Genomic DNA, 14,010 nt, shown 5'->3' on the forward strand with positions numbered 1-14,010 from the left:
GGTTGATTAATCCGGCGTTAAGGTCGGCATCAATGGCCATCTGCTTACCCGGCAGCGCATCCAATGTAAAGCGCGCGGAAACTTCAGAAATTCGCTCGGCACCTTTGGTTACGACCACAAAGTTGATGATCATCAGGATGATAAACACCACGAAACCTACAACAAAGTTGCCGCCAATCACCACCTGGCCAAACGCTTCGATTACTTTACCGGCCGCACCGACACCCTCATGGCCATTAAGTAATACCACTCGGGTTGATGCCACATTCAATGTTAAGCGCATTAAGGTGGCAATTAGTAATACGGTCGGAAATATTGCAAAATCAAGTGGGCGTTTACTGTTTACGCTGACCAATAAAACCAATACCGATAGCACAATGTTAAAGGTAAATAAGATATCCAATACTATCGGTGATAGCGGTAGAATAACCATTGCTAACACACAAAGTATTAATATCGGGACGGTAACGTGCGTCTCTCTAAATATATGAGCAAGATAACTAAATTTATTTTTCATCATGAAATTTCTGCATCTCTTTGGGAATACCAATGTGGGTATTTAATACCGGTTTATTAGCCAGGCCTGAGCGCCAGGACTTGACCTGCATCACATAGGTCAGTACTTGGGCGATGGCGCGATATAGCTGGGCTGGAACCTGTTGGTTAACCTTGGTGGTATGGTAAATAGCTCGAGCTAAAGGAGGAAACTCAACAATTTCAATATCATTATTTTTAGCCACAGTACGAATATATAAGGCAATGTCATCTTTCCCTTTTGCGATAATATAAGGTGCACTGGCTTTCTCCGGGGCATATTTTAATGCCACAGAAAAATGAGTTGGGTTAGTAATAATAACGTCAGCATTAGGGACTGTTTTATTAATTTGGCCCATAGCGAACTGCCGTTGTAACTGACGAACCCTGGCTTTAATTTCTGGATTGCCATCATTACTTTTGTGTTCTTGTTTAACCTCCTGCTTAGTCATTTTCATTTTTTTGGTAAAAAGATAATTGCTCAGTGGAATATCAATCGCCGCAAATATCACAATAATCGCGATGAAATACACCAAAATACTGTGATAGAGGGTAAATCCTTCTGTAATCGCTTCCTGTAGTGGCAATGCCTGTAAACGCAGCAAATCAGGCAGCGAGTTTTTGACCATCAGGTACAAGGTGTAAAGCACGATGCTACACTTGCCGAGCATTTTCAGAACTTCGGTACCATTACTGGCTGAAAATATCTTTTTAATTCCCGCCAGCGGGCTGAGCTTTTTAAAGTCAGGTATTAATTTTACTGGCGTGAAATTCCAGCCACCGGGAACCAAGGTTGCCACTATACTGATCAGTGGAATCGGGGCTAGCGTGAGCAAAAACTTGAAAAAGATAAACAGATTAGCCAGCAATAATTGTTCTATTGCTGTGGGGTCATCTATTCTGCCCGCGGTGCGACCAACCGCCAAAAATGACTCGCTAATTAATTCCTTGTAATAGGGTAAAAACAACGTCAGCGTAATTAACGATGTCACCAATCCTGCCGCCATCGTGACATCTTTGGAACGCGGAATATCTCCCTTCTTTCTGGCTTTGCTCAGTTTACCGCTGGTCGGTTTTTCACTTTTCTCTCCGCTGCTCGATGACATCAGTACACCTTCATCCGTTCAAGCTGCGTCAGGATCTCATTGGTCAAATTGAGATAGTGATCCGGCACATTGATTGCCAACAGCAGCAAGCACAACAGCCCGAACAACATGCCAATGGGAAATCCGAGGGAAAAGAGGTTTAAGGTTGGAGATATTCGGTTCAGTAAACCGAAAGAGCCTTGCACGATCAGCATGATGAAGGTGGTTGGCAGCGCCAATAGTGTGGCAGATGACATGATCCAACCCAGGCTCAAAGCCAATGATCGCAGGGAAAAATCATTGATAGCCTCGCCCATCGGCCAACTGACAAAACTTTTATACAGGATAGTGACCAGCAGCAAGTGCCCATTCATCGTAAAAAAGATAAGTGTGCTAAAGATAAAAATAATTTGTGAAATCACGGTGGTTGAAGCACCACTGGTTGGGTCATTCATCACCGCCATGCCTAAACCCATATTCATGGATAAAATCTGGCCGGCGGCTTGTAAGGCGGCAAAAACCAGTTGCAGCATGGAACCAAATAGCCAGCCCCACAGGATTTGTTCGCCGGTGAGCAGTAGCGAATTCATCGATAATAATTCGCCGAGGATCACTGGCTGGCTAAGCATTGGAGTGATTAAAATAGCCAGCAGCAGCGACATACTAATCTTCGCTTTACGGGTAAAAGCGCGATGTTGGAGAACCGGGCAAAAATGCAAAAATGATAAAATCCGGACAAACGGCAGCCAAAGTGCAAATACCGGTGTGGTGAGTGTTTGAATATCGATTCCCATTGCCTGTTACCCAACCAGCTGCGCGGCTTGCTGGAAAATAGCGATAGTGAAATCACTCAGCTTGGTCATCATCCATTTACCGGCAAAGATCAATACCAGCATGGTCATCACCAGCCGCGGCAGAAAACTGAGCGTTTGCTCATTAATCTGTGTGGTGGCTTGAAAAATGCTGACCAACAGCCCGGTTAACAAGCTGGGAATAATCGCCACTACCGAAATGATCAATACCAGGTGTAGCCCTGCGGCAATAATGTCCCCAGCAATATCAGTGGTCATCATGCTATAGCCCCTGCACGCTGGCAGTCAGCGTTCCGACAATTAATGTCCAGCCATCGCACAACACGAATAGCATCAATTTAAAGGGCAGAGAAACAATCAACGGCGACAGCATCATCATCCCCATTGCCATCAAAATGCTGGCGACAATCAGGTCGATGACCAGAAACGGTATGTAAATCATAAAACCAATCTGGAAGGCAGTTTTCAATTCACTCAACAAATACGCGGGCGTTACTACGGTAAGATCTTGCTGCTGCGGCTCACCGCTAACCTGAGCAATATCCATCATTTGATCCAGCGATTTAGTGCTGGTTTGTGCCAACATATAGTTCTTAAGAGGAACTTCTGCGCGGGCCAATGCTTGTGGCAAAGTGATTTCATCATTCTGAAATGGAATGACGGCATCTTGATGGACCTTAGTCCATACCGGGCGCATGACGAGTAAGGTTAGTGCTAGCGCAATACCGGTCAGCACTTTATTGGGAGGGCTTTGCTGCAATCCCAGTGCCTGACGTAAAATCGCCAGTACGATAATAAAGCGGGTAAAGCAGGTCATCATTAGCATCATGATGGGCAATAGGCCAAGTAGCGTCATCAGGATCAGGATTTCAATCTTGACGTTATAATCCTGACCGGCAGCAGTCTGTGCTGTGCTAAAGAGGGTAATCCCCCCCTCCTGCGCGAGGAGAAGAGGGGAATACAGCAATCCGCTAATAACCAGGCCACTGCTGATGATTTTAGCTGTCATAGTTGGCAGGCGACTCAAGATCATAAAGCGAGTTCACCCAGGCTTTGGCTATTGAAACTGATAATACGCAGGCCATATTTTTCATTAACCACCACCACTTCCGCCTGGCCGAACATGATGCCATTGACCTTGATATCCAGTGGTTCACCCGCCAGTTTGTCCAACTCAATCACTGAATCGTTATTCACCGACATTAATTCAGACAGTGGAATATCTACCGAGGCGACTTCCAGTGTTAACGTGACAGGAATACGACTAAACAGAGATATTTTTCGCTGCTGCTCATGCAGGTTGTTATCTACAATGGGGGCGGCAACAGTTGCGACAGAAGGCGACGCGCTGACTTCGTTCTCTTGCTCCGAGAAATTAAAATCCAGATCGTTGCTGAGTTCAATTGATTGGTCAGTCATGGGTTATCTCATTAGTTTTGTCATTAAATTCAGATAAAAATAGTTTGCCGCGACTTTCAGTAACCACAGCGCTAAATAAAGGTTTTTTACCAATAAATACTGGGAACCGCTCAGGTAAAGATGCTGGGATAATATCGCCTTCTTTTATCTCCATCAGATCAAAGAAGGTGAGGTCATTACAACTTAACTGGCTGGTAAGCCGAATAGGTAATTGGCTTACCAATTGATTAAATTGTGCCATTGATAATGTCTGTGTTTTTTTTTCTTCTCTGACCTCGGTATGTAATGTATTAAGCAGTCTATCGACATGAGGAGTGTCAATGAGCAGCGTAAAACCACCGTCCTCATAATCTTTTAGCAAGAAATCCATACGATAAGACCAGTTAACAATAGGTGTGGCGTTATTGTTTTTGATAACCAGTGGCTCGCCGAACATTGGTTGATTAAGAATAAGATCGGCTATTTCTATACTCAGCTTATTTTTTAGTCTCTCTTCAGTCTGGGTTTTTGGAGTGTCATCCACGATAGAAGAATTATTTTTTTCTTTGGTTAAACCATAGTAATCATTAAGAATATTAAGCAGCAGAGAACGATCAATATCAAATGCAATATTACCTACCTGACTGCTGAGTGTTTGAGCATTCTTATAATGACAATCTGTTTTGAACTTAATATCTTTTAACGTGATATTGATTCGATATTTTTTCAAAAAATAAAGGCTGATTTGGCTCTCAATTACAGCAAAGTAATTCCCCACAATTTTTGGTATTTTATGGTAAGGACGCCCAAGTTTATTAATATCAAGAGTCATTATCTCTGGTAGCGAGTCACTGCTATAGACCCTTGCTTTAGTTTTGTTTGGCTTCATGCTTTATCCAAAATCATAGTCTGGCTAATTTCACGTCCTCTCGCTAATGGTGATGAGGAACGAGTGGATTACTTATGTTTTCATAGGGTGTGAATTAAACCTTCTATTACAAATCAGCACAATAGGCATTTCTTTATTAATTTATTTCTTTTTTATTTTTAAATTAATAATTTATTTGTAACTCATTGATTTTAAATGATTAATATTTTTAATTTTTATTTAACTCCTTTATTTTAAAGAGTAATTATATAGTTATCACCCGGCGATTTTATGTTGTCTGGCTTGTTAATAGTTAAATAATAAAATGAAAGTATATTTTTATTTCATTAAGACTTAAGAATACATCATTGTTGGTCGTGTTATTAACTGTTGAATATGATTTATTAGCTTTACTGGAGAGTGAGTACATTATGATGAATATGACTATGGATGTGTTATCTAAAAATGAACATGGTTTTGTTGCTAATGCACCCTCCAGTGTGAGTGTATTCTCTCTTGCGCGTCGGGTGGCAGAATTCAATGTGCCAGTATTAATAACCGGAGAAACAGGAACTGGTAAAGAGTGTGTGGCAAAATATATCCATCATAAAGCGATGGGTGAAAGTGCTCCCTATGTTGCAGTCAATTGCGCAGCCATTCCTGAGAGTATGTTAGAAGCCATATTATTCGGTTATGAAAAAGGCGCATTTACCGGGGCTGTTGCCAGTGTTGCCGGTAAATTTGAACAAGCCAATGGCGGCACATTATTATTAGACGAAATTGGTGATATGCCATTAGCCTTACAGGTTAAGTTATTACGCGTATTACAAGAGCAGGAAGTTGAACGTTTAGGTAGCCATAAACGCATTCCGTTAGATATCCGTATTATTGCCTCTACCAACAAAGATTTGAGTATTGAAATTGCCGAAGGGCGTTTTCGTCAAGATCTCTATTACCGCTTATCAGTGGTACCTATTCATATCTCACCACTGCGCGAAAGACCGGAAGATATTATGCCGTTGGTGAGTGCTTTCTTTAAGAAATACCGTAATTTTTTGGATGTGAAAATTAATATTACTGCGCAAGCACAGTGTGAGCTACAAACGTATTCTTGGCCAGGTAATGTACGCGAATTAGAAAACGTTATTCAGCGAGGGATCATTATGAGCAATAACGGGCTTATCGACATTTCACATTTAGGTCTGTCTGCAACAAAGGAAGAGCCGCTATCAGAGGAGCTATTAGCTGAAAATAAATCGGCAGAAAATAAGCCGGTGTTTTCTACTGCCAATATTCAATCTAGTCATGGCGAAAGTAACATTAAATTACGTGGCCGTTTGGCTCAATACCAATATATCGTGGATTTATTGCAAAGACATCAGGGAAATAAATCCAAAACAGCAGCATTTTTAGGTATTACCCCGCGCGCCTTGCGTTATCGGTTGGCCAATATGCGCGAAGACGGTATCGATATTGAGTGCTACTCATAAGAGGAAAAAAGATGGATAAAGTTGGAGCTATCACTACGCCAAATATGCAATTACCGATGATAGCGGAAATGCAACAAATGGCGGCTATAGCCAGCAATCGAGTTGAGTTTGGCACCACATTGCCACAGCCTGCTGGCAGTAGCTTGTTCGCCCAGGGAAATGGAGCAAGTTCCCCTTCATTTTCTCGGGTGCTCAGAGGGGCAATTAATAGCGTGGATAACTTACAACATGTAGCAAGCGACAAGCAAACCGCAATGGATATGGGCGTCAGTGATGATTTAAGCGGCACGATGCTAGCAAGTCAGAAAGCCAGTGTGGCTTTCTCAGCAATGGTGCAGGTGCGTAATAAGCTTACCACTGCACTCGACGAAGTCATGAATACTGCGCTGTAGGGTAAATCGGTGTTAGATAAAATTAAACAACAATTGCCTGCCATCAGGTTGGGTAAAAATCAAAAAAGTATCCTTATGGGTGCGGCGGCTATTCTGGTCACGGGAGCGATTATTTTTAGCCTTTGGCGCAGTTCGCAGGGCTATACCGCTTTGTTTGGCTCACAGGAACATATTCCGGTGACGCAAGTTGTCGAAGTGCTGGATGGCGAGGCGATTGCCTATCGTATTAATCCCGATAACGGTCAGATATTGGTGGCAGAAAACCAACTTGGCAGAGCCCGTATTCTGCTGGCTGCTAAAGGGATTACTGCCACATTGCCGACGGGTTATGAACTGATGGATCAGGAAACCATGCTCGGTAGTAGCCAGTTTATTCAGAATGTGCGTTACAAACGCAGTCTGGAAGGGGAACTGGCCCAAAGCATTATGGCGTTGACCGCCGTAGATTATGCTCGGGTTCACTTAGGAATGAGTGAAGCCAGCTCTTTTGCCATCAGTAATCGTTCTGAGAGTAGTGCATCTGTCATCCTGCGCCTGAAATATGGTCAAACGCTGAAAGCAGATCAGGTGGGGGCTATTGTCCAGTTGGTGGCGGGCAGTATTCCCGGTATGAAAGCGGCCAATGTGCGGGTGGTTGATCAGCATGGTGAGCTATTGTCAGAAGCCTATCAGGCTAACGGCAAGGGAGTGGCAAATGTGAAAAATGGTGCAGAGCTTGCCCATTATTTACAGAGCACGATCGAGAAAAGCATCGCCAATCTGCTTAGCTCCGTGGTTGGTGTGAATAACTACCGCATCAGTGTGGCGACTCAACTTGATTTGAGCCGTATTGAAGAAACGTTGGAACGCTATGGCGCAGAGCCGCGTGTCAGCGATGAGAATATTCAGCAGGAAAACGGCAATGAAGACATGGCGATGGGGATTCCGGGTTCATTAAGCAATCAGCCTTCTGCTCAGCCGAAAAATGCCAATGCACCCGCCATGATGAGCCGTAGTCAGGCACAGCGCAAGTATGCCTACGACCGCGATATCCGCCATGTGCGCCATCCAGGATTTAAGCTGGAGAAAATGACGGTTGCCGTGATTTTGAATAAATCCGCTCCGGCGTTGGAAAAATGGACACCAGAACAGCTGAATGAATTGAAGCGTTTAATTGAAGATGCCGCGGGTATCGACGTGAAACGAGGTGACTCACTGACGCTGAATATGTTGGCCTTTACCGTGCCGACCTTGATGGATGAACCGGTGATTGCATGGTGGCAAGATGCAACGACTTTCCGTTGGGTGGAAATTGCGGGTATTGGTTTACTGTCGCTACTGTTCTTGTTATTCGGTGTGCGGCCATTGATGGCGCGGTTATCGCGTCGTGATGATAAGCACTCAGCCCTTGCAATGGCCGAAAACATTGACGGCTTGAATGTAACGAACACCACAAGTGAAAGCAGTGCGACCACAGAACCGATGTTGCCGGGCTCTTCCTTCAAAGAAGATGACAACCTGCCACCGCAAGGCTCAGGGCTGGAGATTAAAATTAGTCACTTGCAACAATTAGCTCAGTCAGAAACTGAACGTGTCGCCGAAGTCATTAAACAATGGATTAATAATAATGAACGAATCAAACCTCAATCAGAATGACGGCGCAGTAGTGAATGATGTCGCAACGGCTCCAGCCCCGGTACGCAGCCGGTTAGAGCAGGCAGGGATTTTGCTACTGAGTGTGGGTGAGGAAGCCGCGGCGATGGTGATGCAGAAACTGACGCGCGAGGAAGTGGTGTGTATCAGCCAAACCATGTCTCGCTTGCATGGTGTCAAGCTGAACCATGCACGGCAGGCATTGGATGACTTCTTTGTCGATTATCGTGAACAAAGTGGGATCAACGGCGCATCGCGCAGTTATCTGCAAGGCATTCTGAGTAAAGCCTTGGGCAGTGATATTTCCAAAAGTGTCATTAATGGTATCTATGGCGATGAAATTCGCCATCGTATGACCCGCTTGCAGTGGGTCGGAACACCACAATTGGCAGCCCTGATTGAGCAAGAGCATTTGCAATTACAGGCGGTATTTTTAGCCTTCCTACCGCCCGATGTGGCTGCCGAAGTGTTGGCCTATCTGGATAAAGGGCGTCAGGACGATGTGCTGTACCGCATTGCCAAGCTTGATGATGTTAACCGTGATGTAGTGGATGAACTGGATCGCCTGATTGAACGCGGCGTAGCGGTATTGTCAGAACACGGCTCCAAGGTATTGGGGATCAAGCAAGCGGCGAATATTGTTAACCGTATTCCCGGTAACCAACAGCAGCTGTTGGAGCAATTGGGGGAACGTGATGAAGAGGTGCTCAATGATCTGAAGGACGAGATGTATGAGTTCTTTATCCTCAGCCGCCAAAGTGAGGTCACCTTGCAACGCTTGATGGATGATATCCCGATGGGGGACTGGGCGGTAGCCCTGAAAGGGACTGAACCGGTGCTGCGCCAGGCCATTTATGACGTGTTGCCTAAGCGCCAGATACAGCAGTTGCAAAATGCGACCAATCGGATGGGGGCCGTACCGGTCAGCCGCGTAGAGCATGTGCGTAAAGAGATAATGGCACAGGTGCGCGCGCTGGCTGAAGCGGGAGAGATCCAGGTGCAATTGTTTGCTGAACAGACCATGGAGTAAGGCAATGTCGATAAAAAATAGCCTGCGCTCTGGCGGAGCGAAAGTGCGGGTTCATCAGTTCCCGCCATTGCGGCAAATCCGCCAAAGCGTGCCATCAGCTGATGCCATGGCACTTGATCCGGCCGCCTATCAAAAACAACTGATGGACGGTTTTCAGGAAGGGGTGAGCCAGGGCTTTAATAAAGGGCTGTCCGAGGGGAAGGACGAGGGATATCAAGAAGGTGTCCGCTTAGGGTATGACGACGGATTGAAAAAAGGGCGGGTAGAAGGGCGGCAATCAGAAAGCATCCGATTTGATGAAGCTATCGAGCCATTTACCGGTTATGTCGCAAAAATGCATGACTATTTAAACGGTTATGAAAATCGCCGTCGTGATGAGCTATTGCAATTAGTGGAAAAGGTGACCCGTCAGGTTATCCGCTGTGAATTGGCACTGCAACCGGCGCAGTTGCTAGCGTTAGTTGATGAAGCTCTGGCGGCACAGCCGTCAGTTCCAACACAACTAAAAGTCTATCTTAACCCGGCCGAGTTGGGCCGCATTAATGATGTTGCACCGGAGAAAGTCAAACAGTGGGGTCTGATGGCTGATCCCGAAATGGCGAGCGGTGAATGCCGTGTGGTCACCGATACCACCGAGATTGATGTTGGCTGCCAGCATCGTCTGGATCAGTGTGTCGAAGCATTGAAAAGTAGCTTACTGCCGGATCAAGAACATGGGTGAGCTGGCAGCACTGGATAACGCACTGAAATCTATTGATAACATCAATCTGGCCAGAGTCGCTGGCCGCCTGGTGCGAGTGAATGGCATTTTGCTGGAAAGTGTCGGCTGCCGACTGGCTATCGGCCAGCGTTGTCGTGTCGAGAGTGCAGAAGACCTCTTTATCGAGGCACAAGTGGTGGGATTTGACAGGGAAGTCACTTACCTGATGCCATTCAAGCAACCCGATGGTTTGATGAGCGGTGCGCGGGTCTTCCCCTGCGAGTTGGATGGTGAACTGCTGATTGGTGATAGCTGGCTCGGGAGAGTAGTGAATGGCTTGGGCGAGCCGATTGATGGCAAGGGGTCACTCGGTGGAGAGACTCTGCTGCAACAGCAATTACCGCAAATCCACCCTTTACAACGCCAACCCGTCAGCACGCCATTGGATGTGGGAGTCAAAGCCATCAACGGCTTACTCACTATTGGCAAAGGCCAACGGGTCGGATTGATGGCGGGCAGTGGCGTGGGAAAAAGTATGCTGTTGGGCATGATGACTCGCTATACTCAGGCAGATGTGGTGGTGGTCGGGTTGATTGGCGAGCGTGGCCGAGAGGTGAAGGAGTTTATCGATCACTCCTTACAGGCCAGTGGTATGGCAAAATCGGTGGTGATAGCTGCACCCGCAGATGAATCGCCGTTAATGCGCATTAAAGCCACCGAACTGTGCCACTCCGTTGCGACCTATTATCGCGATAAAGGCAAAGATGTGTTACTGCTGGTGGATTCACTCACCCGCTATGCTATGGCACAGCGAGAAATTGCCCTGTCGTTGGGGGAGCCACCGGCGACCAAAGGCTACCCGCCTTCTGCTTTTAGTATCATTCCACGGTTGGCCGAAAGTGCAGGAAACAGCTACGGTAGCGGGACGATGACCGCTATTTATACCGTGTTGGCAGAGGGGGATGATCAGCAGGATCCGATCGTCGATTGTGCCAGAGCAGTATTAGATGGGCATATTGTGTTATCACGTCAGTTGGCGGAGTCGGGTCACTACCCTGCCATTGATATCGGCCAATCGATCAGCCGCTGCATGAGCCAGATTTCGCCGCGTGAACAGATTCAATCTGCCCGTTTACTGAAGCAATGCTATGCCGATTATCTGGAGATCAAACCATTGATCCCGCTGGGCGGCTATGTTGCTGGCGCTGATCCGATGGCGGATCGGGCAGTACAGTATTATCCGGCCATTATTGATTTTTTACGCCAAGAGGTGGATCAACCTTCACTCCTGCCAGCCACTTTGGCGCATCTGAATGCACTCTATCCGCAGCCTGAGGTGCAATCATGAGTGACAAGCTAATGAATACCTTGCAACAGTTACAACAGTTGCGGCAACGGGCACTGGATCAGGCCACCAGCCAATTAGCACAGCAAAAACAGTTGTGTCAGCGTTATCAGAATAATATCAATGCGTTGTCATCGTTAACGCATTTTGCATTAATGCCTGTGGCGGGGGCAGCTTTGATGACTAATAGCGCTAGCTATAAGCGTAATATTCAGCGCGTTATTGACTGGCAAAAGCAGGAGCAGGTGCTGGCCAATATTGAAGCGGGCAAGTTGCAAACGCATTTGCAGCAGCAAGCCTGTCGGGAAAAGATTGTAGCTGTGGTGCTCGAGCAACAACAGCATCAGCAGCAAGTGGCGCAGGGGCGGCGGGAGCAAAAAATCACCGATGGCCTGGCTGCGCAATGTTGGCAACGGCGTCGGGCGGGATAAACGCCCTCGTAATTTGAGCACTCATTTTTGAGTGCTTTTTTTATGTTTATTTATAGGTCGTGATTGGGGCAGAGAGGTGAAACATTCGCCCTGGTGTAACAACCGATGGCGAATGTTTTATTGGGCAGGAATATCCCATAAATGCATGGTGATAAAGCGTGCAGAAGAGAGGTAGAAAACGCGGCTCAGCCCACATACAGAAAGTCAGATTGAGTCTTGGTTAATGAAGACAACAAGTCCATCTGCATGGTCAGCAACATACCGTTATGGTGATTTTGCTGGCGACAGGCATCGGCCCGTAAACGCAAATCAGCCCATAAGGCACCGGCGTGTTCACGATAATGTGCCGGTAACTGGCTCAACAGGAGGTGCATCCCTTCTTTATGGGCGGGTAATTGCAACTCCTGCATAAGCATCCGCCGCTCGCTGGCGGTTTTATCAATTAAATTATACAGCTCCATCAACTGCGGATTGAGCGTTTGCAGGGCTTCAGAATCATGTTTAATCATCAGCTCGCGCTGCTTAACCAGCAGTTTCTCCAGTGCAATATAACGTTTACGATCTTCCTGAATTGCCACCAATAACTGCTTCACATGCTCTTGCTTACTGTTTTGCGGTGGCACAGTATTTACGGATTCCATCGCGCGGTTAGCTCCTGTGGAAGTTCAGCATCGCCTGGGCGATATCCGCAGTATTAAGTTTGATTTTACCAGCCTGGATATCCGCTTTGGCCGTGGCGACGCGTTCGCTGTCAATTTCTGGCATTTTTTGTAATTTGGCATGCAACTCACCAGCCGATGCAGCCTGTTGTGTGGTAATTGCCACTGCCTGTACTGGCGTAATAGCTTGAATCGCGGGGGCATTTTCTGTTTTGGCGGTTGGCGCGGCAATCATCATTTGCCGCCGCTGTGCATTAATTTCCATATGAAGTTACCTATAGTCAGTTACCGGTTATTTGGAATTATCGTGGAGGAAGCCTCTACAACCTGATATAGCGTCACAGTATGGTCAAAACTTAACTGGCTGCCGTTGGCCCTAACTGCTGGTAATTCCCAACATCCTGACTTTGGCCATATCGTCAACTATGGCGGTAACCGTGCGCTTACTGCTGAGATTTCTCACTTTAATCAGCTCCCCTTTGCGGCCATTTTTCAGTGCTTCGCCTAACATACGAGCTTCAATCCCATCTTGCTCGGCAATCATCAGTACCTGCTGACCACGGGTCACTAAAACCGGTTGCTCCAATTGCGAGGGAATCACCACTTGCAGGCCACGGATGCGGCGTTTAACGGTAAGCCCGATTATCTCGTCGGGGTCGGTAATATAGCCACCCTGCGCGGTCGAAATATTCTTTTTCTTCAATTCAATATCATCAGGTGCCACCACTTTCCCGCGCTCAAGGGTGTTTTTTGCTACCCAAACCGGCAGATAGATATCTGGTTTTACCGTAACCGATACTTCCCAACCCTGGGTATCAGGGCAACTGATGTCATAGCGCAAACGCGAGATATCACGCTGCCCACTGGCAGGTGCCGCCACCCTTACACCACCGTTACACACCTTATAACGGCTCACTTCTGATGGGATAAAAATATTCATTTTTACCGTATAGCCCTGCCAGTTTTTATTTTTGGCGGTTTGGCTAATGTCAGCGCTAGCCGCGTGTAATGCCTGCGCATAGACCTGTTTTCTGGCGTGAATTTCAGCACTGTTTGCTGTTCCTGCATACAGTGAGATCAGGCCAACAGACAGCGGTAACCACCGGCATGAGAAGCGGATAAGCAAGGGCCGTAATGAGGGGAAATTGTGTTTCCCGTTAGGCGAAGGGAATAATGAAAATCTGTTTCTAATCATGATGTTATAAACCTGGCACGTTGTTTGCATTAATGTGAGTGTTCGTGAGTGCAAACTCGGTTTTTAACATCAAATCAGGATCTATTTTGTGGGTATTGATTTTCAGAAAGCGTTAGGGGTTCACCCAGCGGCGATGCAGCTTCGACTTACCAGAGCAGAACTGCTATCGGCCAATCTGGCCAATGTGAATACGCCAAATTTTCAGGCTAAAGATATTGATTTTGGCGCTGAAATGCAACGGGCAAAACGAGGGGGCGTCGGGATGACCTCTCCGCAAATGAAGTACCGGTTGCCCTACCAACCTTCGCAGGATGGTAACACCGTGGCACTGCATATCGAGCAGGCAGAGTTTTCAAAAAATGCCCTCGATTATCAAACCAGTCTGTCATTTCTCAATATGAAACTGTCCGGACTGAAACAGGCAATTGAAGGGAAATAA

At 46.6% G+C, this 14,010-nt stretch carries 18 protein-coding genes and 1 pseudogene; 9 read left to right on the plus strand and 10 right to left on the minus strand.

Features of this window, described 5'->3' with window-relative positions; translation table 11 throughout:
* From ACNSO8_RS18680 to ACNSO8_RS18710, 7 genes are all read right to left on the minus strand, one after another.
* Positions 1-520: FHIPEP family type III secretion protein (locus ACNSO8_RS18680; RefSeq protein WP_418395513.1), on the minus strand; the 520-nt coding region annotated here is incomplete at its 3' end.
* Positions 507-1,640 (minus strand): flagellar biosynthesis protein FlhB, encoded by a 1,134-nt coding sequence (flhB, locus tag ACNSO8_RS18685; protein ID WP_050298567.1) that lies wholly within the window; start codon positions 1,638-1,640, stop codon positions 507-509. The genes flhB and ACNSO8_RS18680, both read right to left, overlap by 14 nt.
* Positions 1,640-2,413: a flagellar biosynthetic protein FliR gene (fliR, locus tag ACNSO8_RS18690; RefSeq protein WP_268216175.1), complete on the minus strand. Its 774-nt coding sequence runs from the start codon at positions 2,411-2,413 to the stop codon at positions 1,640-1,642. The genes flhB and fliR overlap by 1 nt, the downstream gene beginning before the upstream one ends.
* A 6-nt stretch (positions 2,414-2,419) precedes the next feature.
* Positions 2,420-2,692 carry a flagellar biosynthesis protein FliQ gene (fliQ, locus tag ACNSO8_RS18695; protein WP_013650415.1) on the minus strand — a complete coding sequence of 91 codons (273 nt, stop codon included), beginning with the start codon at positions 2,690-2,692 and terminating at the stop codon, positions 2,420-2,422.
* Position 2,693: 1 nt separating this feature from the next.
* On the minus strand, positions 2,694-3,440 hold the full coding sequence (gene fliP, locus ACNSO8_RS18700) for a flagellar type III secretion system pore protein FliP (protein WP_032904813.1): 747 nt from the start codon (positions 3,438-3,440) through the stop codon (positions 2,694-2,696).
* 20 nt (positions 3,441-3,460) lie between these two features.
* The gene (gene fliN, locus ACNSO8_RS18705) at positions 3,461-3,850 is read right to left on the minus strand and encodes a flagellar motor switch protein FliN (RefSeq protein ID WP_050298565.1); all 390 of its coding nucleotides are present in this window, start codon (positions 3,848-3,850) and stop codon (positions 3,461-3,463) included.
* Positions 3,843-4,718: a FliM/FliN family flagellar motor switch protein gene (locus ACNSO8_RS18710; protein ID WP_418395514.1), complete on the minus strand. Its 876-nt coding sequence runs from the start codon at positions 4,716-4,718 to the stop codon at positions 3,843-3,845. The genes fliN and ACNSO8_RS18710 overlap by 8 nt, the downstream gene beginning before the upstream one ends.
* A gap of 410 nt (positions 4,719-5,128) precedes the next feature.
* On the opposite strand from ACNSO8_RS18710, the pseudogene ACNSO8_RS18715 reads away from it, so the two are divergent.
* The 8 genes and pseudogenes from ACNSO8_RS18715 to fliJ form a co-directional block, all read left to right on the plus strand.
* A pseudogene (locus ACNSO8_RS18715) lies at positions 5,129-5,882 on the plus strand (sigma-54 interaction domain-containing protein); the annotation flags it as partial.
* The gene (locus ACNSO8_RS18720) at positions 5,861-6,187 is read left to right on the plus strand and encodes a helix-turn-helix domain-containing protein (RefSeq protein ID WP_418395522.1); all 327 of its coding nucleotides are present in this window, start codon (positions 5,861-5,863) and stop codon (positions 6,185-6,187) included. The pseudogene ACNSO8_RS18715 and the gene ACNSO8_RS18720, both read left to right, overlap by 22 nt.
* An 11-nt stretch (positions 6,188-6,198) precedes the next feature.
* A complete protein-coding gene (fliE, locus tag ACNSO8_RS18725) occupies positions 6,199-6,579 on the plus strand; it encodes a flagellar hook-basal body complex protein FliE (protein ID WP_057630935.1) in 381 nt (126 codons plus the stop codon).
* Between the two features lie 9 nt (positions 6,580-6,588).
* Positions 6,589-8,214 (plus strand): flagellar basal-body MS-ring/collar protein FliF, encoded by a 1,626-nt coding sequence (gene fliF / locus ACNSO8_RS18730; protein WP_268216174.1) that lies wholly within the window; start codon positions 6,589-6,591, stop codon positions 8,212-8,214.
* Positions 8,186-9,241, plus strand: a complete 1,056-nt coding sequence (locus tag ACNSO8_RS18735; RefSeq protein WP_418395515.1) for a flagellar motor switch protein FliG — start codon at positions 8,186-8,188, stop codon at positions 9,239-9,241. The genes fliF and ACNSO8_RS18735 overlap by 29 nt, the downstream gene beginning before the upstream one ends.
* A 4-nt stretch (positions 9,242-9,245) precedes the next feature.
* Entirely contained in the window at positions 9,246-9,962 is a 717-nt protein-coding gene (gene fliH, locus ACNSO8_RS18740) for a flagellar assembly protein FliH (RefSeq protein ID WP_418395516.1), read from the plus strand.
* Positions 9,955-11,289, plus strand: a complete 1,335-nt coding sequence (fliI, locus tag ACNSO8_RS18745; RefSeq protein WP_418395517.1) for a flagellar protein export ATPase FliI — start codon at positions 9,955-9,957, stop codon at positions 11,287-11,289. The genes fliH and fliI overlap by 8 nt, the downstream gene beginning before the upstream one ends.
* Positions 11,286-11,717 (plus strand): flagellar export protein FliJ, encoded by a 432-nt coding sequence (gene fliJ / locus ACNSO8_RS18750; protein WP_050298561.1) that lies wholly within the window; start codon positions 11,286-11,288, stop codon positions 11,715-11,717. Before fliI ends, fliJ begins: the two co-directional genes overlap by 4 nt.
* A 185-nt stretch (positions 11,718-11,902) precedes the next feature.
* Here fliJ and flgN read toward each other — a convergent pair whose 3' ends face one another.
* The 3 genes from flgN to flgA all read right to left on the minus strand — a co-directional run bounded on the left by flgN (position 11,903) and on the right by flgA (position 13,601).
* Positions 11,903-12,358, minus strand: a complete 456-nt coding sequence (gene flgN, locus ACNSO8_RS18755) for a flagellar protein FlgN (RefSeq protein WP_005157318.1) — start codon at positions 12,356-12,358, stop codon at positions 11,903-11,905.
* Between the two features lie 7 nt (positions 12,359-12,365).
* Positions 12,366-12,641 (minus strand): flagellar biosynthesis anti-sigma factor FlgM, encoded by a 276-nt coding sequence (gene flgM, locus ACNSO8_RS18760; protein ID WP_268216173.1) that lies wholly within the window; start codon positions 12,639-12,641, stop codon positions 12,366-12,368.
* Positions 12,642-12,752: 111 nt separating this feature from the next.
* Positions 12,753-13,601 carry a flagellar basal body P-ring formation chaperone FlgA gene (flgA, locus tag ACNSO8_RS18765; protein WP_268216172.1) on the minus strand — a complete coding sequence of 283 codons (849 nt, stop codon included), beginning with the start codon at positions 13,599-13,601 and terminating at the stop codon, positions 12,753-12,755.
* Between the two features lie 58 nt (positions 13,602-13,659).
* Here flgA and ACNSO8_RS18770 point away from each other — a divergent pair, with 58 nt between their 5' ends.
* Positions 13,660-14,010 carry a flagellar basal body protein gene (locus tag ACNSO8_RS18770; RefSeq protein ID WP_050130313.1) on the plus strand — a complete coding sequence of 117 codons (351 nt, stop codon included), beginning with the start codon at positions 13,660-13,662 and terminating at the stop codon, positions 14,008-14,010.

This window comes from Yersinia sp. LJYL362 (genome assembly GCF_048323875.1).